Consider the following 25,529-nt stretch of genomic DNA (forward strand, 5'->3'; position numbering starts at 1 on the left):
TCAGGACGACTTTGGCTCTTCGTCGTTGATCTCAACAACCAAGCTGCCGTCCTTGATCGCTGCCGTGCGTTCCGCGACCAGCGTCAGCGCCGCCTCGGGCACTTTGCCGTCGAACGTGCCGAGCGGGGCCAGAGAACAGCCGCCTTCCTTCATGAAGGAATAGATGCCGTAGTCAGCGGCTGCAAAGCTGCCCGCCTTGATGGCGGCAATCGCGGCATCCAGCGTCGGTTCAAAGTGCCAGATCGCCGACGCGACAACCGTGTCGGGGTAATCGGACTGGGTGTCGATGACATTGCCAATGGCCAGCACGCCGCGCTCCTGCGCCGCATCCGATACGCCAAAGCGTTCGGCGTACAGCAGGTCCGCGCCGCCTTCGAGCATGGCGAACGCGGTTTCCTTGGCTTTGGGCGGATCGAACCAGCTGCCGATAAAGCTGACCTGAAAGCTGATACCCGGCTTGCTTTCCACCGCACCGGCCATAAAGGCGTTCATCAGGCGGTTCACCTCGGGGATCGGAAAGCCGCCGACCATACCAATATTGCCGCTTTCCGTCATGGCACCAGCGATGATGCCCGACAGATAGGCCGCGTCCTGAATGTAGTTGTCAAAGACCGCAAAGTTCGGCAGGGCCGGGTCCTCTTTGAAGCTGGAGCCCATGAGGAACGCCACATCCGGATAATCGGCAGCGACTTCGCGCGCCTCTTGTTCGGCGCCAAAGACTTCGCCGACGATCAGCTGATAGCCCTGTTCGGCATATTCACGCATCACGCGCGGGTAGTCGGTGTTCGAGGTGTTTTCGGAATAGACATAGGCGATGTCACCCCGGTCCTGTGCGACCGTGGCGGCGACGTGGATGCGGCTGACCCATTGCTGTTCGACCGGTACGGTGTAGATGCCGGCGACCTTGATTGTGTCCTGTGCCATGGCGCGGACCGGCAGCAGGCTGGCCAGCCCCAGTGCGGCAGATGTGCCCAGCAGACGCCGACGCGTGAGCGCAGAAGTTTGTCTTGTCATGTCGTATCCCCCTTGTTGGTTTTTTGATCGTTTGATCAAACTGTCGCGCTGTCAACGTCTGGTTTCGGGCGCGGTGCCTGTATCCAAAGCACCGCGCATTATTTGAGCGTTGCTCAGAAGCAGTCGCGCAGCAGTTGCGTCGTGTTCTCGCGCGTAAGCTCGATCGGGTTGCCGCCACAGCTGGGATCGGCCAGTGCCGAAGTGACAAGCGCGTCGATATCCGGGTTGGTGATGCCCATGGCGGTCAGGTTTGCGGGGATGTTCAGTGCTGCGTTCAGCTCACCCACATAGGCGTAGAACCCGTCAAACCCGCCAGAGATGCCAAGGTAGGCGGCAGCCATGGCCAGCCGACCCTCGATTGCGGGGCGGTTCATGCGCAGGACAGGCTGCATAACCACTGCGTTGGTCGTGCCGTGGTGGGTATGAAACACCGCGCCGATGGGGTGAGACAGGGCATGGATTGCGCCCAGCCCCTTTTGGAACGCTGTGGCACCCATGGCGGCGGCGGACATCATATGCGCGCGGGCCTCGATATTGCCACCATCAGTATAAGCGGTCAGCAGGTTGTCGCGGACCAGCTTCATCCCTTCCAGCGCGATACCTTGACTCATCGGGTGGTAATGCGGCGAACAGAACGCTTCGAGGCAGTGGGCGAAGGCGTCCATGCCAGTGCCTGCAGTGATGGCGGGCGGCATGCCAACGGTCAGTTCCGGGTCACAAATCACCACTTTGGGCAGGATCAGCGGATGGAAGATGATCTTTTTCTCGTGGGTCAGAGAATTGGTGATGACGCTGGCGCGGCCCACTTCTGAACCTGTGCCGGCGGTGGTCGGCACCGCGACGATGGGGGCGATGGCCGATGCGTCGGCGCGGGTCCACCAGTCGCCGATATCCTCAAAATCCCACAGCGGGCGTTTCTGTCCAGCCATAAAGGCGACGACCTTGCCCAGATCCAGGCCCGAGCCGCCGCCAAAGGCGATCACGCCGTCATGCCCGCCGGATTGATACGCGGCGACGCCCGCAGCGGCGTTCACCTCGGTCGGGTTGGGGTCCACGTCCGAGAACATGGCGCGGCCCAGCCCGGCGGCCTCGATCAGATCCAGCGTTGCTGCGGTGATCGGCAGCGGGGCCAGGCCACGGTCGGTGACCAGCAGCGGTTTGGTGATGCCGGCCGCAGCGCAGGCTTCGGCAATCTCGGAAATGCGACCGGCGCCAAAGCGGATCGCGGTGGGGTAGGACCAGTTGGCGGTGGGGGACATGCGCTCAGGCTTTCTTGAAATGGTAAGATTTCGGACGGGTCAGGTTATGGTAGCCGATGCTCGACAATCCGCCGCCGCGCCCGGTGTCCTTGCAACCGGTCCAGCACAATGCGGGGTCAAGGTAATCGGCGCGGTTCATGAACACGGTGCCGGTTTCAATCTGGTCCGCGATAGCCTCGGCACGGGCAGGATCAGCGGTCCAGAGCGAAGCGGTCAGGCCATAGTCACTGTCGTTCATCAGGCGGATTGCCTCGGCGTCGTCCTTGACCGGCATGATGCCGACCACGGGACCAAAGCTTTCTTCGCGCATCACCCGCATGGAATGATCCACACCTGTCAGGATCTGCGGCATGAGGTAGGCGCCATTGTCTTGCGGGAACAGTGCCGGGTCAATTCGGGCCACGGCGCCGGCCGCGACGGCCTCGGCGGTCTGGCTGCGCACGAGATCAGCAAAGCGCGCCTGCGCCATCGGTCCAATGGTGGTTTCCGCGTCCAGCGGATTGCCCAGCTTGTAGCCCGACACGATAGCAACGGCCTTGTCGACAAACGCGTCGAACAGGCTTTCCGCGACATAGATCCGTTCGATCCCGCAGCAGCACTGACCCGAGTTGAACATCGCGCCGTCGATCAGTGTATCGACGGCTGCGTCCAGATTGGCGTCTTCCATGACATAGCCCGGATCTTTGCCGCCCAACTCCAGCCCCAGCGGGGTAAAGGTGCCCGAGGCAGCAGCCTCCATCGCCTTGCCGCCGCCGACCGAACCGGTGAAGTTCACAAAGCCAAAGGCGCGGGTGGCGATCAGGTCGGACGTGGTGGCGTGGTCAAGAAAGACGTTCTGGAACACATCCGCCGGCACACCGGCGGCATGAAAGGCAGCGGCCAGACGTTCACCGACCAGCGGCGTCTGGCTGGCATGTTTCAGCATCACCGCATTGCCCGCGATCAGCGCAGGTGCGACGGTGTTGATCGCTGTCATGTAGGGATAGTTCCACGGCGCTATGACCAGCACGACCCCATGCGGCACGCGCTTGATCCGGCGGGAAAAAGCGCCGCTGTCCTCGATCTCGATCGGGGCAAGCGCGCTTTCGGCGATATGCGCCATATACGTCGCGCGTTCGTTGAAGCCGCCGAATTCGCCGCCATAGCGGACGGGCCGACCCATTTGCCAGGCAAGTTCGGTCACGATCTCGTCGTTCATCGCGCCGACGCGGGCGACACCGTCCATGACCAGCGCGATACGCTCAGTCAGCGGGCGTGCGGCCCAGGCGCGCTGTGCGTCGCGGGCACGGGCGACGGCGGCGCGGGCGGCGTCCCCGGATAGGGTGGGACGGGTGGCATAGGCCGCTCCGTCGATGGGTGAGATGCAGGTGATGGTCTGGGTCATAGAAGTATTCCGTTGTATCCGGTCCCAAAGACGGGAAGGGGCGTGGTGGTTCAGTTTTCGGATCAACCGCCCGGACGGCCCGAGGGGCGTGTCCGTGGCGGCGTTCCGTCAGCAGATGTGTTCCGCAGCACAGTTTCCGCGCGCTTAGGCTTTTTCAAAGCCGCGCGCAATTTCCCAATCGGTGATGGCGCGGTCAAACTCTTCCTGCTCCCATTCGGCGGCGCGGGTGTAATGGTCGATCACTGCATCGCCCATTGCCGCGCGCAGCATGGCCGAACCGCGCAGGGTTTCGGTCGCGGCGCGCAGGGTTTGGGGAATATCGCGGGCTTTCTGGTCCTCGTAAACGTCGCCTGTGGTGGCGGGCGCCAGTTCCATCTTGTCCTCGATGCCTTTGATCCCGGCGGCCAGCATGGCGGCTTGTGCGAGGTAGGGGTTGAGGTCCGATCCGCCAATCCGGCATTCGACCCGCACCCCTTTGGTGCCATCGCCGCAGAGGCGGAAACCAGCGGTGCGGTTGTCAATCGACCAGACTGCTTTGGTCGGGGCAAAGGTGCCTTTGGCAAAGCGTTTGTAGCTGTTCACATAAGGCGCGAGGAACCAAGTGTAGTCCGGCGCATAGGCAATCAGACCGGCCATATAATGGCGCATGAGTTTTGACATGCCCAGCTTGTCCGAGGCGTCGTAGAACGCAGGCTTGCCGTCCTTCCACAGCGACTGGTGAACGTGGGAGGACGATCCCACCTTGTCGGGCGCCCATTTCGGCAGGAATGTAGCGGCGTGGCCATGGGCCCAGGCGATTTCCTTGACCGCATGTTTGGCGATGGTGTGGTGGTCAGCACAGTCTAGTGCCGGGGAGTAGCGGATGTTCAACTCTTCCTGGCCGGCCTCGGCCTCGCCCTTGGTATTCTCGACCGGGATGCCTGCGGCATAGAGGTGATTGCGCACCGGGCGCATGATCCCCTCTTCCTTGGTGGTCTGGAAGATGTGGTAATCCTCATTGTAGTCGCTCAGCGGTTTGAGGGTGCGATACTTGTCCGCGCGCAATTCCTCATGCGTCTTCTCAAAAAGGAAAAACTCCAGTTCGGTCGCCATCTGCGCCGTGAATCCCAGCGCGTCGAGCCGGGCAATCTGCGCCTTGAGAATCGCGCGCGGCGATTGCGGCACCGGCTCATAGGTGTGGTGGTCAAGGATATCGCACAGCACCATCGCCGTACCGTCGAGCCACGGCACCGGACGCAGCGTGCTGAGATCGGGACGCAGCACATAGTCGCCATAGCCAGCGCTCCAACTGGTGGTTGCGTAGCCTTCGGGTGTGGCCATCTCAAGGTCGGTGGCCAGCAGGTAGTTGCAGCAATGGGTTTCCGCATAAGAATGGTCGATGAAATTGGCGGCGTGGAATCGTTTGCCCATCAGGCGACCCTGCATATCGACCATGCAGACCAGCACGGTGTCGATGGTGCCATCTGCGACACGGGATTTCAGATCGTCAAAGCTCAGGGTGCCGGGCATAGGTATCTTCTTTTCTTATCAATCAGGAAGGGGGCACCCTGCATCGGATGCCCCCCACAATGCGTCTTAGCCAAAGGTATACGGCGGGCCGGCCTTGCCGATCACGTCGTTGTAGTCGCGGAAGATCTGCACGATCTTGGAATGAATCTCGCCCTCGCCTGCGATCTCTTCCCAGAACACCTTGGCGGCGTCCTCGACCTGCACCCATTCCTCTTGGGGGATCGACCGCAGTTGCAGCTTATCACCTTGGGCGCGCAGCCGCGCTTCGCCACCCCAGTACCACTGATTGCGGTAGGTGTGACCGGCTTCGATCCCGGCCATGACGATGGCCTTGAGGTGTTCGGGCAGATCCGACCACATCTTCTGGTTCACAAAGAACGACCCGATCCACGCACCCGAAATGTTGTTGGTCAGGAAGTAGTCGGTGACGTTGGCCCAGCCGACGGTGTAATCCTCGGTGATACCGGACCACGCCATGCCGTCCAACTCGCCGGTCTGCACGGCGACTTCGGCATCCTCGTAGGGGATGCTGACCGGCACAACGCCGAACTGCGACAGGAATCGACCCGCAGTGGGGAAGGTATACAGCTTGAGACCATCGAGATCGGCCAGCGATGTGACCTCTTTCTTGGTGTTGAAGTTGCACGGATCCTGACCGGCGGCGGACAGCCAGGCGACGCCGACCTTGGCGTATTCTTCGCGCCAGATATCGGCCAGACCGTATTGGTCGAACAGCACCGGCACATCGAGCGCGTGTTTGGTCGCCAGCGGGAAATACCCGCCAAAGACCTGAAGCGGCGTCGGCGAGGCCATGGAATCGTCATCCGAATGCACGCCGTCGATGGTGCCGCGCTGCAACGCCTGAAACAGCTCTCCGGTGGGGACGATCTGGTCGGCGTAGAACAGTTCGATCTCTAATTCGCCGTTGGCGGCGGCGTTGATGTAGTCGATCACCGGCTTGGTCACATGCTCGCCCAGTGCCGCGCCGGCGTAGGTCTGAAAACGCCATTTGATCGGTGCTTGTGCGTGAACGACCGCAGGGGCGGCCAGGGCACCGGCGCCACCCAGGGCGGCCGTGCGCAGGAAGGAACGTCTTGAAGTCATGGTCTTCTCCTTGTTGGTAATGGGAATGCTCCGTTGGCGGAGTTCTTGCGGTTAGTTATTGTACACATAGTTCGGCAGCCAAAGTGCGACCTGCGGAAAGATCATTACCACAGCCAGCGCCAGTGCCATCACCAGAACAAATGGTCCGATGGACCGGTAGATGTCGTGGATCGAAATTTCGGGCGGGGCCATGGCGCGCATGAGGAACAGGTTATAGCCAAATGGCGGTGTCATATAGGCAATCTGGCAGGTGATCGTATAAAGCACACCGTACCACACCAGATCGAACCCCAGCGCGCCGACCAAAGGCACATAAAGCGGGGCCACGATCACCAGCATGGCGGTGTCGTCCAGAAAGGTGCCCATCAGGATAAAGCTGAGCTGCATCAGGATCAGGATGACCCAAGGCGACAGGCCCAGCCGTTCGGTAAAGAGCGATTCAATCGCCTTGACCGCGCCCAGCCCGTCAAACACCGCGCCGAATGCGAGGGCAGCAAGGATGATCCACATGAACATGCAGGTGATGCCCAACGTGTTGCGCACCGAGTTTTCGAACACCGTGCGGGTCATCCGGCCCTTGAGCACGGCGGCCATAAAGGCCGCGATGGCACCAATGGCCGAACTTTCGACCAGCGACGTCCAGCCGTTCACAAATGGCACCATCATCACGGCAAAGATCACCAGCGGCAGCGCGCCGGCACGCAGCAGCCGCAGCTTTTCGGCCATAGGGATGTCGCGATCCTCTTTGGACAGGACCGGTCCCAGCGTCGGATTCATCCAGCATCGGATGATGATATAGGCGATGAACATGCCCGCCATCATCAGCCCCGGAATCACCCCCGCCAGCCACAGCTGGCCCACCGGTTGCCGCGCAATCATCGCGTAAAGCACCAGCACCACGGACGGCGGCACAAGAATTCCCAACGATGATCCCGCCTGGATCACCCCCGTCACCATCCTTTTGTCATAGCCGCGTTTGAGCAGTTCCGGCAGCGCGATGGTTGACCCGATGGCCATACCTGCCACCGACAGACCGTTCATCGCGGAAATCAGCACCATCAGGCCAATCGTGCCGATGGCCAGCCCGCCACGCAGCCCGCCCATCCAGACGTGAAACATCTTGTACAGATCGTCAGCGATCTTGGATTCCGACAACACATAGCCCATGAAAATGAACATCGGCAGGGTCAGCAGCGGATACCATTTCATCAGCTTCATCGCGGCGGAAAACCCGATGTCATAGCCGCCCCGGTCCCCCCAAAGCAGCATCGCAGACACCACGGCGATGAATCCAATGGCACCGAACACCCGCTGCCCGGTCAACAGCATCAGCATCATCGACGAGAACATCAGCGTTGCGATCAACTCGTAAGACATCAAATCTCCTCGCCACGCAGGCGCAACAGGTCTTTGGCGAATTCGGACAGGCATTGCAGCAGCATCAGGACGAAGCCAAAGATCATCACCACCTTGATCGGCCAGAGATAGGGCCGCCACGCGGACGAGGATCGCTCCATATGGCCGATCTCTTCGCTGCCGGTCAGCAGACCTGCAAAGAAGGATATCGGCTCACCCGTAAAATGACCCAGTGAATAGGCGGTCGATCCAATGGCCCCGTAAAGCAGCACACAAAGGTAGAAGATCAGCAGCAGCACAGTGAACAGATCGAACCACGCCTTGCGACGCGGCGACCAGTCTCCGTACAGGAGGTCCATCCGCACGTTCGACCCCAGTTGGAGCGAGTACGGCCCGCCGAGGATGTAATAGCCGACCATCACGAATTGCGCCATTTCCAGCGTCCACAGCGTCGGCGTGAAAAACGTTTTGTTGATCGACGAGATCAGCAAGATCCCCATAAGAGCAAAGATGCCGTACATGGCGATCCGCCCGATCCTGCGGTTCATGCGGTCGACGATGCGGATAAAGCCATAGGCTGCCCGCATCATACGCGCACCTCAGACAGATGCATCTTTGCCAGCGCAGCTTCCAGCCAGGGTGCCAGCAGGTCTGCCATCTGTTCTTGCTCTGCCTCGGTGGCGATCAGGTCGTTGCGGATCTCGATCATCACGTTGAGGTGGCCGCGGGGCAGGGCGTGTTCGCGCAGAGTGTGCGTCACGCCGTGTTCCGGCCCGTAGGGGTCGTTGCGGACCACGCGCAAATTGCTGTGCGCCGGTGCAAGGTCGAGCATGGCATCGGCCAGCCGACTGTCGGTGTCATGCAGGATGCCAATTTCCGTACACCGTGCTTCGCCCATGTAGATAGGGGTGAAGCTGTGAATGGTTACGATCACCGCATCGCTGGTCGCGGCGATGATCCGGGCCAAGGTGTCGCGAAAGGGCGCATAGACCTGCGCAACCCGCTGTGCACGCATGGCGTCGCTCAGATCCTGATTGCCGGGGACGTGGATGCGTTCGCTTTGCTCCGGCATCGCGTCAGGGGCTGAGGGTGGGCGGTTGCAATCGTAGATCAGCCGCGACAGGCCCCCTGCGATCAGACGGGCATCAAGGCGCTGCGCCAGCCGCGTGGCCACAGGCATCGCGCCCGGATCCCAGGCGACGTGGCTGATCCGGTCGACCGCGTTCAGACCCAGACCGCCATATTTCGCCGGCATGTGGTTCGAAGCATGCTCGCATACCAGCACAAAGGGCGACTTAGCCTCTGCGTTGATCACTTGCACGGGTCGCCCCGCGCTGTTGGTGCCGGATATCGTCATTCTGCCCCCATGTTGTAACAAACCTCTTGCCGGTTCGGGATTCTGTCAACACAATAATGTAACGTATCACACAGGATGACGCGTCCTGTAACGAATGTGACAAAATCTGAGGCAAATGAGTGTCCGACGCAACCCTGACCATATCCGATCGCATCCACAACGGGCTGGATCAGCTGACCCGCGCCGAACGTCAGCTGGCGCATTCGATCCTGGAAAACTATCCGGTTTCGGGGCTTGGTCCGCTGACGGCGCTTGCGCGGGATGCACAGGTGTCGACGCCGACCGTGGCGCGTATGGTGCAAAAACTGGGGTTCAAGGGCTATGCCGAGTTTCAGGCGGAACTGCGCGAAGAGCTGAAGGCCAAGGTCAGCAACCCGATCGCCAAGCATGACACATGGGCCGAAGGCGCGCCGTCGGGTCACGTGCTCAACCGCTTTACCGATGCCGTGATCGACAACATCCGTCTGTCGTTGGCGCAGGTCGCCCCCGAGACGTTTGACGCCGCTTGTGCATTAGTGGCGGATCGTGAAAGGCCGCTGTATGTCGTTGGTGGGCGGATCACCCACACAATGGCGGAATACCTGTTTCTGCATATGCAGGTGGTGCGGCCGGATGTGACGCATATTCAATCCACCTCGAACACATGGCCGCATTACCTGCTGGATGTGCAGCCGGGCGCGGTTTTTGTGATCTTTGATCAGCGCCGGTACGAAAACAGCACGCTCAAGCTGGCCGAGATTGCCCATGCCAAGGGGGCCAAGATCATCCTCTTTACGGATCAGTGGCGCAGCCCTGTGCACAGCCTTGCGGATCTGTGTTTCAGCACGCGGATCGTGGTGCCGTCGGCCTGGGATTCGGCAGTGACGACGCTGCTTTTGATTGAGACCATGATTGCCGCCGCGCAGGACCAGAACTGGGAGGGGACGCGGGCCCGGATGGAGACGCTTGAGGATATGTTTGATCAAACCAAACTCTTTCGCAAGTTCACCTGACGCCGTCTGACGTGCCGCGCTTGCATTCCGCAGCGCCAGATTGCAGACAGGTTTCAATAACACAAAAGGAAGCCCAATGCCGACTTGGCTGACCGTCCAGCGGGCGACTGGCGCGTTGCTCGCGGCGATCACAGTTCTGGTGATCCTGCGCGAATGGGGATTGTGGAGCTGGGCTGCAGCGATCAAGCCATGGCTGGTGCTGGCGCTTGTGACGCTGTTGACAACGCAGGTGCCATTCGCGCGCAAGGCCTTTGTGGCGGTGGCCGTTGCCTTGTCGGTCACGCTGGCCCTGACACAGACCGGTTGGCAGGGCGTGGTCATCCGCGGGCTCGATTCCGCAGCGTTTATCGCGGCATTCTTTTCGGCGCTGTCGACGCTGCGCAATGTGGCGCAGACATCGCCCGCGATCCAAAAAGCAGGGCGGTTCCTGTCCGGGCAAAAGCCGGGGCGCCGCTATGCCGCGCTGACGCTGGGCGGGCAGATGTTCGCGCTCCTGCTGAACTACGGCGCAATCCAGTTGCTGGGATCGCTCGCCATGGCCAACGCACGCTCGGAACCAAATGCCGAGATACGCGGACACAGGATTCGCCGGATGCTTTTGGCGATTCAGCGCGCCTTTGTCTCGACGCTGACGTGGTCGCCGCTGTCCTTTGCCGTCGCGGTGTCCATCACCGTGGTGCCGGGGGTATCCTGGACACAGATTTTGTTGCCGGGCCTTGTGTCGTCGGCGCTGCTGGCGGGGATCGGCTGGGCGCTGGATTCGATTTTCAAACCTCGCCTGAGCGTGGTGCCAGTGCGTACCGAACCCGAGGGTGACTGGTGGACGATGGTGCCGCTGCTGATCCTGCTGGGGCTGCTGATCAGTTCGGTGTCGGTGCTTTACGTGTTGTCGGGGGTGCGGGTCGTGGGCATGGTCGCGGTGGTCGTGCCGGTGATCGCGGTCAGCTGGCTGGTAATCCAGTATTGGCAGAACAGGCCGGGCCGCAACGTCGCCGCGCGAATCCGCGAATACGTCTTTGTTGAATTGCCCGGCTACCGGGGTGAGCTGACATTGCTGATGATGGCAGCATATATCGGTACGGTCGGGTCGGCGTTGCTAGTCCCAGTGATCGCCCAGCTTGGTATCGACGTGGCGGCGTTACCAACATGGGTGATTCTCGTGGGGTTTGTCTGGATTATCCCGCTGGCGGGGCAGGTGGGCATGAACCCGATCCTTGCGGTGACATTGCTGGCGCCGCTGATTCCCGCCGCCTCTGAACTGGGTGTTTCTCCGATCACGCTGGTCGTCGCCATAACGGCTGGCTGGGCGATGAGCGGGGCAAGTTCGCCCTACACCGCCACAACCCTGCTGATCGGGTCGTTTGCCGGGATTTCGGCGGTTCGGGTAGGGCTGGTCTGGAATGCGGCATATGTGGCATTGTGCGGCACGGCTCTGTCGGTTTGGGTGTTGATCTACGGGCTGGTGCTGTAACGCAATGGGTCCGCAGGATGCCCGGCTGTCGGAGGGTTCGTCACCGTGACCATTGACCTCGTTATCTTTGACTGCGACGGCGTTCTGGTCGACAGCGAACTGATCAGCGCCGATGTGCTGATCGGTCAGATGCGGGCGCTGGGCATCGCCATGGACCGTGACCATGTCCGGCGCGAATATCTGGGGCGCAGCTTTCCATCGGTTGCGGCGACCATCCGCAAGACCTTTGATCGTGATCTGCCCGAGGATATCGAGGCCCGGTATCGCGCCGCCCTTCTCAGTCGGTTCGAGGCCGAGTTGCGACCGACGCCGGGGATCGAGGATATTCTGGATCGGATGGTGTGCAAGACCTGCGTTGCCACCAGTTCCAGCCCGCCTCGGGTGCAGAATTCCCTGCGCTTTACAGGACTTGCCCGGTATTTCGACGCCAACGTTTTTACCGCGTCGCAGGTGGCGCGTGGGAAACCTGCGCCCGATCTTTTCCTGTTCGCCGCAGCGCAGATGGACACCACACCTGATCGCGTTCTGGTGATCGAGGACAGCCTGCCAGGCATTGCCGCGGCGGTGGCGGCGGGCATGCGCGTGCTAAGATATGCTGGGGGCGGGCACCTGCATGGGCAGTTCCTGAAACATGATGCTGATGTGACATGTTTTGACACTTGGGCCGATTTCCCGCAAAACCTGTTGCGTCCGAAGTAGAAGGAAACCGATTGGTGACGCTGGGTCGTATCATACCAGAGAGCGCACGTCTTGATGATGCCGCCCGCGCGGGCTGGCTTTATTATGTTGCGGGCAACACTCAGGACGAGATTGCGCGCAAGCTGGGCGTATCGCGCCAGTCGGCGCAGCGGCTGGTGTCGCTGGCAATGTCGGAACGCCTGGTCAAGGTGCGAATCGATCATCCGATTGCGGCTTGCATGGATCTGGCGCGGGCGCTGACCGACCGGTTCGGGCTGCGCCATTGCGATGTAGTGCCCTCGGATCCTGCCGCACCCGATCTGCTGACCGGGGTGGCCATTGCCGCCGCGACCGAGCTGGAGCGTCGGCTCAAGCAGTCTGAGGAACTGATCATCGCGCTGGGCACGGGTCGCGCGCTCAAAGCCTGTGTCGAGCAGTTGCCGCGGATGGATTGTCCGCAGCATCGCATCGTGTCGCTGCTGGGCAATATCATGGCCGACGGTTCGGCCACGCCCTACAATGCGACGATCCGTATGGCTGACCGGGTCGGGGCGCAGCATTATCCCTATCCCCTGCCGGTGCTGGCCCGCGACGCGCGCGAGCTTGAGTTGTTGCAAGGGCAGGAGGCCGTGCGCCACACGCTCGAACTCTGTGCGCGGGCAGATCTGACGCTGGTGGGAATCGGGCAGATGGGGCGCACCGCGCCGCTCTATGTTGATGGCTTCATCTCGGACGACGAAATGGCCGAGAATGAGGCCGCAGGCGCCATGGGCGAGATCACGAGCTGGATCTACGACGGTCGCGGGCGGATGATCGACACTGCCTTTTCCTCGCGCGTGGCAAGCGCCCCGTTGCCCTCGGCCAGCGGCCGCGATGTGATCGCAGTGGCGGTGGGGGCGGTCAAGACACCAGCGATTCTGGCGGCATTGACCGGAAACCTGATTAACGGTCTGATCACCAACGAAGCCACGGCCAGCCTACTCTTGGTGTGACGCTGCGTCATTTTTTTATTGCTGAAAATCAAGACAATATAAGAAAGCAATTTTCTGCTTTCTCAGAGCTATTGACAGACTCACTTTTTACGTGTGAATATTTGCCCATGCATTAAGCATTTGCCCAATGCGGCAAAAACGGGAGGAAGTTATGACAATTCGACTTGGCGCTCTTATGGGCGCAACGGCGCTATGCGCGGCGGCCACTGTGGTCTCGGCCCAGGACACAACCCTTACCATCGCGACTGTGAACAACGGCGACATGATCCGGATGCAGGGTCTGACCGACGATTTCACCGCCAAGAACCCCGGCATCGCTGTTGAGTGGGTCACTCTCGAAGAGAATGTGCTGCGCCAGCGTGTCACCACCGACGTTGCCACCAAGGGTGGCCAGTACGACGTGATGACCATCGGCACCTACGAAGTTCCGATCTGGGGCAAGCAGGGCTGGCTGATTTCGCTCAACGATCTTCCGGCGGAATATGATGTCGACGACCTGCTGCCGGCGATCCGTGGCGGTCTGACCGTCGATGGTGAGCTGTACGCTTCGCCGTTCTATGGTGAATCGTCGATGGTGATGTACCGCAAGGATCTGATGGAAAAGGCCGGACTGGAAATGCCTGACGCGCCGACCTGGGACTTCATCAAAGAAGCCGCAGCGGCCATGACCGACAAAGACGGTGAGATCTACGGCATTTGCCTGCGCGGCAAGGCTGGGTGGGGCGAAAACATGGCCTTTCTGAGCGCCATGGCCAATTCGTACGGCGCGCGCTGGTTCGACGAGGATTGGAACCCCCAGTTCGACGGCGAGGCATGGAACGCTACCCTGACCGACTACCTTGACCTGATGCACAATTACGGTCCTCCGGGCTCGTCCTCGAACGGGTTCAACGAAAACCTGTCGCTGTTTCAGACCGGCAAGTGCGGCATGTGGATCGACGCCACTGTAGCGGCATCCTTTGTGACCAACCCGACGGATTCGACCGTGGCTGAGCATGTTGGTTTTGCGCTGGCACCCGACAAGGGTCTGGGCAAACGCGGTAACTGGCTCTGGGCATGGTCGCTGGGCATCCCGGCGGGCACTCAGAAAGAAGAGGCAGCCAAGAAGTTCGTTGCTTGGGCCACTTCCAAGGAATACCTCGCCCTCGTTGCCGAGAAAGAAGGCTGGCCGAACGTTCCTCCCGGAACCCGGACGTCGCTGTATGAAAATCCCGAGTATCAGAAGGTACCGTTTGCCGCGATGACGCTTGAGTCGATCAACGCAGCTGACCCGAACAATCCGACTGTCGACCCGGTTCCCTATACTGGCGTGCAGTTTGTCGCGATCCCGGAATTCCAGGGTATCGGCACCGCTGTCGGTCAGCAGTTCTCGGCCGCTCTGGCCGGACAGATGTCAGCTGAGGACGCGCTGGCCGCGGCTCAGAAACTGGCAACGCGCGAAATGACCCGCGCGGGCTATATCAAGTAACCTCCCCAGAACGGGGCCGGCTTTGGTCGGCCCTGTTCGCCCCCTGCGTCGTGTACCAGCCGCTCAGGCGCCCCTCTCGGGATTGCAGCCTGAGGCTTCGTGCCCTGTCTTTTCAGGAGAAACCCGATGTCCACCCAGCATTCCCGTTCTGCCGCGCGCATCATGATCTCGCCTTCGATCATATTGCTGCTTGGCTGGATGATCATACCGCTCAGCCTGACGCTGTATTTCTCGTTTCTGCGCTACAATCTGCTGATGCCCGGCGACAATCCATTTGTCGGCTTCGAGAATTATTCCTACTTTCTGACCGATCCTGCGTTCTTTAGCGCCCTTACCAACACGCTGGTGCTGGTTGGTGGTGTGCTGCTGATCACGGTGATTGGCGGCGTGCTGTTTGCGCTGTTGCTGGATCAGCCAATGTGGGGGCAGGGGATCGTGCGGATCCTGGTGATCGCACCTTTCTTTGTCATGCCTACAGTTTCGGCACTGGTCTGGAAGAATATGTTCATGAACCCGGTCAGTGGCCTCTTTGCCTTTCTGGCTAAGGGGCTGGGGATGGAGCCATTCGATTTTCTGGCCCATGCACCGCTGTTTTCGATCATCATCATCGTCGCATGGCAGTGGCTGCCCTTTGCCACGCTGATCCTGCTGACTGCGATGCAGTCGCTGGACAGCGAACGCCTTGAGGCGGCTGAGATGGATGGCGCAGGCCCTTTCGCGCGCTTCTTTTATATGGTGGTGCCGCACCTGTCGCGGTCTATCACCGTCGTGATTCTGATCCAGACCATCTTCCTGTTGTCGGTCTTTGCCGAGATCCTGGTGACCACCAATGGCGGTCCTGGCACGTCGTCGACCAACCTGACCTATCTGGTCTACGCCCAGTCGCTGCTTAACTTTGATGTCGGTGGCGGATCTGCGGGCGGTGTGGTGGCGATCATTCTGGCCAACATCGTCGCGATCTTCCTGATGCGGATGATCGGCAAGAACCTCGATGCGTGATGCGACACGCCACGGCGCTCCGGGTCTGACCCGGGGCCGCCCCCGCCCCGCCGTCACCCATCCTGCCAACGCCACGCCCCAGCTGACCCACAAAGGAGCCTGACCCATGGCCCGTGCTGTCACAAACCAACGCAAGGCCACGATGACAATCATCGCCTGGACCCTTGGACTGCTGATCTTTTTTCCGATCCTCTGGACCATCCTGACCTCGTTCAAGACCGAGGCCGAGGCGATCGCCTCACCCCCGTCTTTCATGTTCTTTGAATGGACAACCGAGAATTACACCACCGTTCTGGAGCGGTCGAACTACTTCCGGCATTTCTGGAACTCGGTGATCATCTCGGTCGGTTCGACCGTGATTGGTCTGATCATCGCTGTCCCTGCCGCCTGGTCCATGGCCTTTGTGCCCGGCAAGCGGACCAAGAACATCCTGATGTGGATGCTGTCGACCAAAATGCTGCCGCCCGTCGGCGTGCTGATCCCGATCTACCTGATCTTCCGCGACACCGGCCTTCTCGACACTCGTACCGGGTTGGTGATCGTGCTGACGCTGATCAACCTGCCGATCATCGTCTGGATGCTTTATACCTACTTCAAGGAAATCCCGGTTGATATCCTTGAGGCGGCTCGGATGGACGGCGCATCGCTGCGCGACGAAGTGATCTATGTGCTGACGCCGATGGCGGTGCCGGGCATCGCCTCGACAATGCTGCTGAACATCATCCTGGCCTGGAACGAGGCGTTCTGGACGATCAACCTTACGGCCTCCAAGGCAGCGCCGCTCACGGCGTTCATCGCCAGCTATTCCAGCCCCGAAGGGCTGTTCTATGCCAAACTCAGCGCGGCCTCGACCATGGCCATTGCGCCAATCCTCATCATGGGCTGGTTCAGCCAGAAACAACTTGTGCGCGGCCTGACCTTCGGCGCGGTGAAATAAGGAACCAAAATCATGGGACGCATTACACTCGAAAAAGTCGCCAAACGGTTTGGTGAAGTCGAAGTCATCCCGCCGCTGGATCTGACCATCGAGGATGGCGAATTCGTGGTCTTCGTCGGTCCGTCGGGTTGCGGTAAATCCACCCTGCTGCGGCTGATTGCCGGGCTTGAGGATGTGTCGGGCGGAGAGATCCGCATCGACGGCCAGAACGCCACCGAACTGCCCCCCGCCAAGCGCGGACTGGCGATGGTGTTCCAGAGCTACGCGCTCTATCCGCACATGTCGGTGCGCAAGAACATTGCCTTCCCGCTCAAGATGGCGGGCATGCCCGAGGACGAACAGAAGAAGCGCATCGACAACGCGGCCAAGATCCTCAACCTGACCGACTATATCGACCGCCGCCCCGGGCAGCTTTCGGGTGGTCAGCGTCAGCGGGTCGCGATTGGCCGTGCCATCGTGCGCGAACCGGCGGCGTTTCTGTTCGACGAACCTCTGTCCAACCTCGACGCCGCGCTGCGCGTCGGGATGCGGCTGGAAATCACCGAACTGCACTCGCGGCTCAAGACGACGATGATCTACGTGACCCATGATCAGGTCGAGGCAATGACCATGGCGGACAAGATCGTCGTGCTGCGTGCCGGTTACATTGAACAGGTCGGCAGCCCGCTCGAACTCTATCACGCGCCGCGCAATCTGTTTGTGGCGGGCTTTATCGGCTCGCCCAAGATGAACCAGATCAGCGGCCCCGAGGCGCAGAAGTTCAGCGCGGAAACCATCGGCATCCGTCCCGAACATATCAGCGTCTCAACCACTGAGGGCATGTGGAAGGGCCGCGTTGGTGTATCCGAGCATCTTGGGTCGGACACGTTCTTTTACGTGCATGATACCGGGCTGATCGACGATATCACCGTGCGCGTCAGCGGCGAATTCGAAGTCCGTTCCGGCGACACGATCTATTTGACCCCCGACATGGACAAGTTGCATCGCTTTGATGCGCAGGGTCTGCGGATCGCATGACACGGCTTGCCGGGAAAACGGCCCTGATCACCGGGGCCGCGCGGGGCATCGGGCGCAGCTTTGCCGAAGCCTACATTCGCGAAGGCGCGACCGTCGCCATTGCCGACATCAATCTGGAGGCGGCGCAACTGGCCGCCTCTGAGATCGGCCGCGGAACGGGAGCGGGGGCCATCGCGGTGCAGGTGGATGTGGCTGATCAGGCCAGCATCGACGCCTGTGTCGCGCAGGCCGAGGCAGAGTTGGGTGGGATCGACATCCTGATCAACAACGCCGCGATCTTTACCGCCGCGCCGCTGGTCGAGATTTCGCGCGCAGATTATGACCGGGCTTTTGCGATCAACGTCTCGGGCACGCTATTTATGATGCAGGCGGTGGCGCAGCGCATGATCGCGCGCGGGCAGGGTGGCCGGATTATCAACATGGCGTCCCAGGCGGGCCGTCGCGGCGAACCTCTTGTGGCAGTTTACTGCGCCACCAAGGCGGCGGTGATCTCGCTCACTCAGTCGGCGGGCCTGAACCTGATCCAGCACGGTATCAACGTCAACGCCATCGCCCCTGGCGTCGTGGATGGCGAGCACTGGGACGGTGTCGATGCCTTCTTTGCGAAATATGAAAACCTCGCCCCCGGCGAGAAAAAACGCCAGGTCGGCGCGTCTGTGCCGTTCGGGCGCATGGGCACGGCCGAGGATCTGACCGGTATGGCGATCTTTCTGGCCTCGTCCGAGGCCGAATACATCGTCGCGCAATGTTACAACGTCGATGGCGGGAACTGGATGAACTGATGGCCAAGCAACTGAGCTCTGAAATTCTGGGCAACCTGCCTGACGGTGTGGCAGCCCCCGACTATGACCGCGCGGCACTGCGCGCGTCGATTCTGCATGTTGGTGTGGGCAATTTCCACCGAGCGCATATGGCGGTTTACCTCGATCGCCTATTCGCGACCGGGCAGGGGCTGGACTGGGCCCTCGTCGGCGCTGGCGTGCGCGCCGGGGATGCCGCGATGCGTGAGCGCCTGAAGGCGCAGGACTGGCTGACCACGGTGGTCGAGCTGGATCCGCAGGGGCTGTCGGCACGTGTTATCGGCTCGATGATCGACTTTGTCCCGGTTGAAGCAGAACAAACCATCGCCCGCATGGCCGATCCTGCAATCCGCATCGTGTCGCTGACCATCACCGAAGGTGGCTATTATGTGGACGCCCTGACCGGCGGTTTTGACGCCGCCCATGCCGATATGGTGGCGGATGCCGCCAGTCCAGACGCCCCGCGCAGCGTGTTCGGCATGATCCTCAAGGCGCTGCGGATGCGGCGCGCGGCGGGCCACGCGCCCTTTACCGTGCTGTCCTGCGATAACCTGCCAGAGAACGGCCATGTGGCGAAACAGACTGTGGTGGGGCTGGCGCAACTCAGCGATCCCGCACTGGCCACTTGGGTCGAGTCCGAGATCACGTTTCCCAATTCCATGGTCGATTGCATCACGCCTGCGACCTCGGACCGCGAACGTGCGCTGGTTGCCGACCGCTTTGGTCTGACCGATGCCGCCCCCGTGGTATGCGAGCCGTTCCGGCAATGGGTTCTCGAGGATACCTTTCCGCAGGGTCGCCCGCCGCTCGAACTGGTCGGGGCCGAGTTTGTGCCCAATGTCGCACCTTACGAGCTGATGAAACTGCGCATTCTTAACGGCGGCCATGCGACCATCGCCTATCCTGCGGCGTTGCTGGGGCACCACTTTGTCCATGATGCGATGGCCGATCCGCGCATCCGCGACTTTCTTGTCGCGCTTGAGCAGCGCGAGATCGTACCGTCACTGAAACCCATCGAGGGCGTCAGTTTCGACGCTTATCTCGACAAGATTGTCGAGCGGTTCTCGAACCCCGAAGTGGGGGACACCATTCCGCGCCTTTGCTTGGACGGTTCAAACCGTCAGCCGAAATTTGTCCTGCCGATCCTGTCCGAAGGCTTGCGCGCCGGGAAACCGGTCGATGGGCTGTCGCTCGAAGTGGCGCTCTGGTGTCGCTACTGTGCCGGCACCACTGACGCGGGTGAACCGATGGTGGTCAATGATGACAATGCCACTGAGCTGACGCAACTGGCCCTGGAAGCGCGTGACACTCCTGCGGCGTTTCTGTCTAACACGGCGGTATTTGGCACCTTGTCGGACAGCGCCGCGTTTCAGGCCTGTTTCGCCAAATGGCTGGGCTATCTATGGGCGGACGGAACCGAGGCAACCTTGCGTCGATATATCGACGGCTCGCTTTAGCGCGGCAGATCCCGGACCGTTTTCAACGCTTCATAGAGCGCGCGATACGCGGTCAGGCGTGATGCGTGGCGTGTGTTGTCCTGCGGTGAAAACACGGCGGACACTGGCGGCGGAGCGGCAATATCGCTCAGGGTCAGGGCGCCGACCGACATCGCACTCAGCCGTGCGGCCCCAAGGGCGGGGCCGACTTCGGCGTCGGTGCCACGATGGATGGTCTGGCCCAGCACATCGGCAATCGTCTGCAACAGCAGATCGCTGCGACTGCCGCCGCCAATTGCCAACAGGACCGAAGGCAGCGGCGTCACCGCCTGAATTGCATCGCGCGCGTCGGCAAAGCTGTAGGCGATGGCATCCAGGACCGCGCGCATCATCTCGGCGCGACCAGTGGCATTGCCAAGCCCATAGAACGCGCCCCGGATTGCGGAATCCGCGTGCGGTGTCCTTTCGCCCGTAAGGTAGGGCAGGAACAGGGGCAGGCGATCGGTTCGCGCGCTCTCGGCCTGGTCCAGCAATGCGCCGACGGATTGGCCGGTGATTTCTGAGAACCAGCTCATCGGGCGGGCGCCGTTCAGCATTGCGGCCATTTGGAACCAGGTGTCGGGCAGGCAATGCGCAAAGGAATGGATACCGCGTCCGGGTGCCGCACGATATTGCCCGGTTGCGACAAAGATCTGCCCGGACGTGCCCAGCGACAGAAAGCCCGAACCACTGCTTACCGCACCGACGGCAACCGCTCCTGCGGCGGCGTCGGCGGCCCCCGTCGCCACCGGCAGACCGGGGGGCAATCCCAGCGCCGCTGCCGCATTGGCTGTCAGCTGGCCGGCAATAGCCGACCCGTCACGCACCTCGGGCAGCCAATGGCGTTGAACACCCGTCGCCGCGCACAGGGCATCGGACCAATCGCGCGCGGCCTCGTCATAAACCCAGGTACCTGCGGCATCGCAGGGATCGGTCACATACTCACCATGCAGTTGCAGGCCGATGTAATCTTTGGGCAACAGCAGCTTGTGAATTCGGGCATAGGTTTCGGGTTCGTGGGCGCGCAGCCAGATGATTTTGGGCGCGGCAAAGCCTGTCATCGGGGCCACGCCCGCGACATTGGCCAGTTCGGGTGCATATTTCTGCAACGCCAGACATTGCGCCGCACTGCGGCCGTCATTCCATAGGATCGCCGGGCGGATCACAGCATCGTCGCGATCCAGCAAAACCGTGCCGTGCATCTGACCTGACAACCCAAGACCGCGGATATGCGAGGTGACACCGGGGTGCTGATCCAGCAATGCCTGTACTGCGGTCTGCACCGCCCGCCACCAGTCTTCGGGGTGTTGTTCGCTCCAGCCGGGATGCGGATGCGAGATGGCCAACGCACTGCTGGCGCTGCCCAGCGGATGACAGTCGGCGTCCGTCAGGATCGCCTTGACCGCCGAGGTGCCGATGTCGATACCGATAAACATGCGCCGCCTCCGAACCCTCATTTTGGGCGCACCCTAGGCAGGGTGCCGGGCTTGCGCCAGCCCCCGTTGTTGGAACAAGGCGGCTTTAGTCGTAGCCGGTCATTTCAAGATAGCCCGCCCCCTGATGGCTGCCGCTGACCTGTACCGGCCCCTCCCAATAGGCAAAGCGGGTGCCCATCCATGACTGGGGATTCAGCGGTGCGGTTTCGATATCCAGGCCGCGTTCGGGAAGGATCAGCCGCCAGCGCACCGGGACGTCACGCCCGGCCACGGTGGCGCGCTCCATCGGCTCCAGCCGCAACGCACCGTCGCCATACGCGGTGGTCGTGCCGTCCGGCGCGATCCATGTGGCCGAGGTGAAACGCGCGCCGTTCTTTTCCCGCAGACCAAAGCCCATCACCCTGGATCCATCGTCAAAATGCAGGGAAAACCAGTCCCATCCGGTTTGGTCCCGGGCCAGTGGCTGCGACGACCATTCGCGGTCGAGCCAGGCCTGACCTGTGACGTCCACCGCACCTTCGGGTAACGACAGGCGGCCTGTAACCTCATAAAACGGCTGGGAATAATAGTGGCTGGCCTGTCCCGTCGGCGATTTGACCGAATAGCCCGCATCGCCGTGCAACGCCAACGGCCCAGTCGCCCGCAGCGTCAGATCATAGCTGAACTCAGCCCCGCGCGCGGTCAGCGCCAGCGCGTCGAGCAGATCCAGGTCCGCGCTGGCAACCGAGCGCATCGACCAGTCATCGATATACGCGTTGAACGGCGATTCTGTCACTCCGGCCTGACCGATGCCTCCGCGTGCCAGACGCTCGGCGAACCGGTGGTGAGTGGCGCTGGTGACAGCGGCATGGCCCATCCAGATCTGGGGTGATTGCCAGCCCGGCGCTTCTGTGGGTGCCATGGCCGAGCGAAAGAGCGTCCATTGCACACCATAGTCTGCGCCGTCCGTGCCGCGCAGATTGGCGGTCAGATACCACCATTCGATGCGAAATTGGGGATGCGCGCCGTGATCCTGCGGGAATACCAATGCCTGCCCGCGCTGCGGCAGGGCAAATCCTGAAGCCGCGCGGCCCAGATCGGCGAACCCCTGCGCCCAGGTCATTTGTGCGCTCAGGCATAGGGCGATCACAATCCCCTTACCGATCATGCGCAAACACCCGCAACAGCTGCGACGGTGGCAGGCGCATCAGCCGCACCACCGGCCAGGCGCTGGCCAGCAATGCCGCAATCAGCGCCAGAAGGCCTAGCCGTAGCCAGTCGCCGGGAAAGATTGTCATCGGCAGCCGCCAGCCAAACGCCTGCACGTTGACAATCGCCAGTAGCACCCAAGCCAGCGCCAGTCCCACCGGCACGGCAAGCAGAAAGGTGAACAGCGCCAGCAGCGCCGTGCGCGCCACTTCGAACCCGGCCAATCGTCGCGGCGGCAACCCCAGCGCCCAGACCGGCGCAAGCTGTGGCAGCCGCAGTGCTGACAGCGTCAGCAGGCTGGTCAGCATGGCAAACCCAGCAACGCCCAGCGTCAGTACATTCAGCGCACCACTGACAAGGAATGTCTGGTCGAACACCTCGATCGAACGACGTTTGATGGTTGCCTGATCGACCACGTTCAGCGCGGGCAGGTCAAAGCGGTCGCGCAGCGCGTTGGCCAGCGGCGTGGTCTGTTCCTGCGCTACGCGCACGGCCCAGCGCAGCTGTGGCGCTGCGGGATAACGCTTGGCCAGCATATCGGTGCCCGCGATCAGCTGGCCGCGCGGATTGCCGTAGTCTGAATAGACGCCCAGCACCTGTGGCGCCCAGCCAGTAGCCAACTCTAAAGTGTCGCCAAGCGTCAGCGCTTCGCGGCGGAACAACTGCTCATTGATCAGTACGCCGTCGCCTGCGGCGAGCCTGTTCCAGACGTCTGGCAGTGCGCTCAGTAACGGCCAGTTGTCCCGATAGGTCGTGTGGTTGGCAACGCCGTAGATTTCGGTCGGGGCGCCGCGCACCTGTGCCTGGATCGACCAGACCGGCAGCACGGCATCGGCGCGCGGTATCAACCAGTCACGGATTGCGCGGGACTGAGCGTCGTCGCGGGCGGTGACATAAAGTTCGGACGCCAGCCGCTGATCGAGCCACCCGACAAAGGTGGCGCGGAACGATCCCACCATCGTACCGACACCGATATTTGCGGCCAACGCCAGCAGCAAGGCCATCAACGCCAGCGACAGGGCGGGCACCTGCTGGCGCGCATCGGCAAACAGCCATTCGCCCAATGGTCCGCGCATCCGTCCCGCCGCCAGATCCAGCGCGGCAATCAGCAACGCGGGCAGCGCCAGCGCCGCGCCGATCAGCAACGCCGCAATACAGGCAAACCCGGCGGTCAGCCCGTCGCCCCAGACCGCAAGGGCCAGGCTGCATAGCAGTAGCAGCGCGGCGCCGCCCCCCTGCGCCCGCAGCACCCGGACCGAAGCGCGTGCCCATGCGCGCGGCTGCGCCGGTGCCAGCAGCGGCATCCGTGCCACCCGCCACAGCGCCTGCGCCCCTGCTGCTGCCGTGCCCAGCAACGTGATCGCCAGCGCAGACACCGCCCAAAGTGGATCGAACCCCAGCGTTCCCGACACTTCGGCACCGTATAACCCGCGCAGGGTGCCCGCGACACCGGGCAGCAGTGTCGCCGCGATGCCATACCCCAGGGCAACCCCGATCCCACCGGCGACAACGGCGAGGATCAGTAATTCGACCGCCAGCAGCAGCATCAACCGACGCATGTCGACGCCCAAAGCGCGCAGAGTGCGAAAGGTCGGGCGGCGCTGCTCAAACGCGAGCCCGATGGCGGATTGCACGATGAACAGACCAACCGCAAAAGACAGCAGGCCAAAGGCGGTCAGGTTGAGGTGAAAGCTGTCGGTCAGTTGCGCGAGGTCAGTGCCGTCTGGCGGCGTGACGCGGCGCAGGGACGTGACCTGCGCCAGTGGCGCCACCCCCATGGGCTGATCACCGGCCAACAAGAGACGGCTGATTTGATCGGTGCCCAGCAGCCGCAGGGCGACGGCAATGTCCGTCACCGCCGTGCCCACAGGCACGTCCGCCGCGATGAGGCGCGGCGGCAGGGCCGCGTCAGTCAGCGCCTTCGCGGTTTCTGGCGCGACCAGCAGCCGGCCTTTGCCGCCGATGAAATCCGCCAGCGCGCTGTCGCCTGCAGCCAGCGCAGCCATCCCCGGCTGAGGTGGCGCGGTCAGCGGATCGACACCCAGCAGCCTCAGGTTGACACCGGCGACCTGCAATTCACCCTCAACCACCGGCGATACCAACCATCCGGCCCGCCGCAGCGCGATATAGGCGTCCAGTGTCACCGGCCCCTCCAGCCAGTCGGGCTGTTCCTGCCCAAGAGTCGAGGCCGCGCGGCTATAGCTGTTTCGGGCTTCGGCGTTGATCGCCTGCACGCCTGACCACAGCGCGGTGGCCAGCGCGAGACCCAGCAGCAGCGTTACCAATTGCACCGGATGCCGCCGCCAGTGGGACAACAGCGCGCTGAGCACGGTGCGCGTCATGCCAGTCGTCCGTCGCGCAGATGCAGCGCCCGGTCCAGCTTTGCCGCCAGACGCGGGCTGTGTGTAACCATCAGCAGCCCCGCACCGGAGCGCTGCACCAGATCCAACAGCAGTGTCAGCACGGTATCGGCGGTCTCTTCGTCCAGATTGCCGGTTGGTTCGTCCGCCAGCACCAGATCGGGACGATGTGCGATCGCCCGCCCGATCGCGACGCGCTGCTGCTGGCCGCCCGATAGCTGCTCGGGGTAGCGCGCCAGCAGGGTCGCCAGACCCAGCCTGCCGGTCAGTTCGTCCTGCCACGTCGAATCCAACCGCCCGCACAGACGCGCCTGAAAGGTCAGGTTCTGGCCCACAGTCAGCGACGGGATCAGGTTGAGCTGTTGAAACACCATGCCCATCCGCTGACGACGCACCGCTGCCCGCCCCGCCTCGGTCAAGCCATGCAGGGGAGTGCCGTCCATCAGCAGCGCGCCACCGTCGGGCGCATCCAGGCAGCCGAGCAGGTGCAGCAGCGTGCTTTTGCCGGAGCCGCTTTCGCCGGTCAGTGCCACGCTCTGGCCGCGGTCAAGGCTCAGTGACACCCCGCGCAGCACCTGCAACGGGCCTTCGCTGGTGGGATAGCTGCGGGTCAGATCAGAGGCGGTCAGCAACATCGGGCGGAGAGGGGCCTTTGCATCGGGTCCTCGACTACCTAGCAGGTGGGGCGTTGCGGGAAACCCCTGATGTTGTCGCAGTGAGCGAGACCGGGGCA

At 62.1% G+C, this 25,529-nt stretch carries 22 protein-coding genes; 10 read left to right on the top strand and 12 right to left on the bottom strand.

Annotation, left to right across the window (positions count from 1 at the left end):
* From IMCC21224_RS05115 to IMCC21224_RS05150, 8 genes are all read right to left on the bottom strand, one after another.
* Nucleotides 1-1,014: a BMP family protein gene (locus IMCC21224_RS05115; protein ID WP_047994436.1), complete on the bottom strand. Its 1,014-nt coding sequence runs from the start codon at nt 1,012-1,014 to the stop codon at nt 1-3.
* Nucleotides 1,015-1,127: 113 nt separating this feature from the next.
* Nucleotides 1,128-2,273 (bottom strand): iron-containing alcohol dehydrogenase, encoded by a 1,146-nt coding sequence (locus IMCC21224_RS05120; protein WP_047994437.1) that lies wholly within the window; start codon nt 2,271-2,273, stop codon nt 1,128-1,130.
* A 4-nt stretch (nt 2,274-2,277) separates the two neighbouring features.
* Nucleotides 2,278-3,657 carry an aldehyde dehydrogenase family protein gene (locus tag IMCC21224_RS05125; protein WP_047994438.1) on the bottom strand — a complete coding sequence of 460 codons (1,380 nt, stop codon included), beginning with the start codon at nt 3,655-3,657 and terminating at the stop codon, nt 2,278-2,280.
* Between the two features lie 144 nt (nt 3,658-3,801).
* A complete protein-coding gene (locus IMCC21224_RS05130) occupies nt 3,802-5,166 on the bottom strand; it encodes a glutamine synthetase family protein (protein ID WP_047994439.1) in 1,365 nt (454 codons plus the stop codon).
* Nucleotides 5,167-5,232: 66 nt separating this feature from the next.
* Complete coding sequence (locus tag IMCC21224_RS05135) at nt 5,233-6,270, bottom strand: TRAP transporter substrate-binding protein (protein WP_047994440.1); 1,038 nt, start codon at nt 6,268-6,270, stop codon at nt 5,233-5,235.
* Between the two features lie 51 nt (nt 6,271-6,321).
* The gene (locus IMCC21224_RS05140; protein WP_047994441.1) at nt 6,322-7,647 is read right to left on the bottom strand and encodes a TRAP transporter large permease subunit; all 1,326 of its coding nucleotides are present in this window, start codon (nt 7,645-7,647) and stop codon (nt 6,322-6,324) included.
* Entirely contained in the window at nt 7,647-8,216 is a 570-nt protein-coding gene (locus IMCC21224_RS05145) for a TRAP transporter small permease subunit (RefSeq protein ID WP_047994442.1), read from the bottom strand. The genes IMCC21224_RS05140 and IMCC21224_RS05145 overlap by 1 nt, the downstream gene beginning before the upstream one ends.
* The gene (locus tag IMCC21224_RS05150; RefSeq protein WP_047994443.1) at nt 8,213-8,983 is read right to left on the bottom strand and encodes an N-formylglutamate amidohydrolase; all 771 of its coding nucleotides are present in this window, start codon (nt 8,981-8,983) and stop codon (nt 8,213-8,215) included. Before IMCC21224_RS05150 ends, IMCC21224_RS05145 begins: the two co-directional genes overlap by 4 nt.
* Before the next feature lie 119 nt (nt 8,984-9,102).
* Here IMCC21224_RS05150 and IMCC21224_RS05155 point away from each other — a divergent pair, with 119 nt between their 5' ends.
* The 10 genes from IMCC21224_RS05155 to IMCC21224_RS05200 all read left to right on the top strand — a co-directional run bounded on the left by IMCC21224_RS05155 (nt 9,103) and on the right by IMCC21224_RS05200 (nt 19,794).
* Nucleotides 9,103-9,975 carry a MurR/RpiR family transcriptional regulator gene (locus tag IMCC21224_RS05155; protein WP_047994444.1) on the top strand — a complete coding sequence of 291 codons (873 nt, stop codon included), beginning with the start codon at nt 9,103-9,105 and terminating at the stop codon, nt 9,973-9,975.
* A gap of 76 nt (nt 9,976-10,051) precedes the next feature.
* Nucleotides 10,052-11,446, top strand: a complete 1,395-nt coding sequence (locus IMCC21224_RS05160) for a hypothetical protein (RefSeq protein ID WP_047994445.1) — start codon at nt 10,052-10,054, stop codon at nt 11,444-11,446.
* Between the two features lie 45 nt (nt 11,447-11,491).
* Nucleotides 11,492-12,145 carry an HAD family phosphatase gene (locus IMCC21224_RS05165; RefSeq protein ID WP_047994446.1) on the top strand — a complete coding sequence of 218 codons (654 nt, stop codon included), beginning with the start codon at nt 11,492-11,494 and terminating at the stop codon, nt 12,143-12,145.
* Between the two features lie 14 nt (nt 12,146-12,159).
* The gene (locus tag IMCC21224_RS05170) at nt 12,160-13,116 is read left to right on the top strand and encodes a sugar-binding transcriptional regulator (RefSeq protein ID WP_082135296.1); all 957 of its coding nucleotides are present in this window, start codon (nt 12,160-12,162) and stop codon (nt 13,114-13,116) included.
* A 151-nt stretch (nt 13,117-13,267) separates the two neighbouring features.
* Complete coding sequence (locus IMCC21224_RS05175) at nt 13,268-14,584, top strand: sugar ABC transporter substrate-binding protein (protein WP_047994447.1); 1,317 nt, start codon at nt 13,268-13,270, stop codon at nt 14,582-14,584.
* A gap of 126 nt (nt 14,585-14,710) precedes the next feature.
* Nucleotides 14,711-15,583: a carbohydrate ABC transporter permease gene (locus tag IMCC21224_RS05180; RefSeq protein ID WP_047994448.1), complete on the top strand. Its 873-nt coding sequence runs from the start codon at nt 14,711-14,713 to the stop codon at nt 15,581-15,583.
* 106 nt (nt 15,584-15,689) lie between these two features.
* Nucleotides 15,690-16,520, top strand: coding sequence for a carbohydrate ABC transporter permease (locus IMCC21224_RS05185; protein ID WP_047994449.1), 831 nt, complete (start codon nt 15,690-15,692; stop codon nt 16,518-16,520).
* 12 nt (nt 16,521-16,532) lie between these two features.
* Nucleotides 16,533-17,537, top strand: coding sequence for an ABC transporter ATP-binding protein (locus IMCC21224_RS05190; protein WP_047994450.1), 1,005 nt, complete (start codon nt 16,533-16,535; stop codon nt 17,535-17,537).
* Nucleotides 17,534-18,319: an L-iditol 2-dehydrogenase gene (locus IMCC21224_RS05195; protein ID WP_047994451.1), complete on the top strand. Its 786-nt coding sequence runs from the start codon at nt 17,534-17,536 to the stop codon at nt 18,317-18,319. Before IMCC21224_RS05190 ends, IMCC21224_RS05195 begins: the two co-directional genes overlap by 4 nt.
* Nucleotides 18,319-19,794 carry a mannitol dehydrogenase family protein gene (locus IMCC21224_RS05200; RefSeq protein ID WP_047994452.1) on the top strand — a complete coding sequence of 492 codons (1,476 nt, stop codon included), beginning with the start codon at nt 18,319-18,321 and terminating at the stop codon, nt 19,792-19,794. The genes IMCC21224_RS05195 and IMCC21224_RS05200 overlap by 1 nt, the downstream gene beginning before the upstream one ends.
* On the opposite strand, the gene xylB is transcribed toward IMCC21224_RS05200, so the two are convergent.
* The 4 genes from xylB to IMCC21224_RS05220 all read right to left on the bottom strand — a co-directional run bounded on the left by xylB (nt 19,791) and on the right by IMCC21224_RS05220 (nt 25,431).
* Nucleotides 19,791-21,248 (bottom strand): xylulokinase, encoded by a 1,458-nt coding sequence (xylB, locus tag IMCC21224_RS05205; RefSeq protein WP_047994453.1) that lies wholly within the window; start codon nt 21,246-21,248, stop codon nt 19,791-19,793. The two genes, IMCC21224_RS05200 and xylB, sit on opposite strands and share 4 nt — an antisense overlap.
* Nucleotides 21,249-21,333: 85 nt before the next feature.
* Nucleotides 21,334-22,395, bottom strand: coding sequence for a lipocalin-like domain-containing protein (locus tag IMCC21224_RS05210; RefSeq protein ID WP_047994454.1), 1,062 nt, complete (start codon nt 22,393-22,395; stop codon nt 21,334-21,336).
* Nucleotides 22,385-24,778 carry an ABC transporter permease gene (locus tag IMCC21224_RS05215; RefSeq protein ID WP_047994455.1) on the bottom strand — a complete coding sequence of 798 codons (2,394 nt, stop codon included), beginning with the start codon at nt 24,776-24,778 and terminating at the stop codon, nt 22,385-22,387. The genes IMCC21224_RS05210 and IMCC21224_RS05215 overlap by 11 nt, the downstream gene beginning before the upstream one ends.
* Nucleotides 24,775-25,431 carry an ABC transporter ATP-binding protein gene (locus IMCC21224_RS05220; RefSeq protein WP_047994456.1) on the bottom strand — a complete coding sequence of 219 codons (657 nt, stop codon included), beginning with the start codon at nt 25,429-25,431 and terminating at the stop codon, nt 24,775-24,777. Before IMCC21224_RS05220 ends, IMCC21224_RS05215 begins: the two co-directional genes overlap by 4 nt.
* Nucleotides 25,432-25,529: the final 98 nt, after the last annotated feature.

It is taken from the genome of Puniceibacterium sp. IMCC21224 (genome assembly GCF_001038505.1).
Taxonomy (GTDB): Bacteria; Pseudomonadota; Alphaproteobacteria; order Rhodobacterales; family Rhodobacteraceae; genus Puniceibacterium.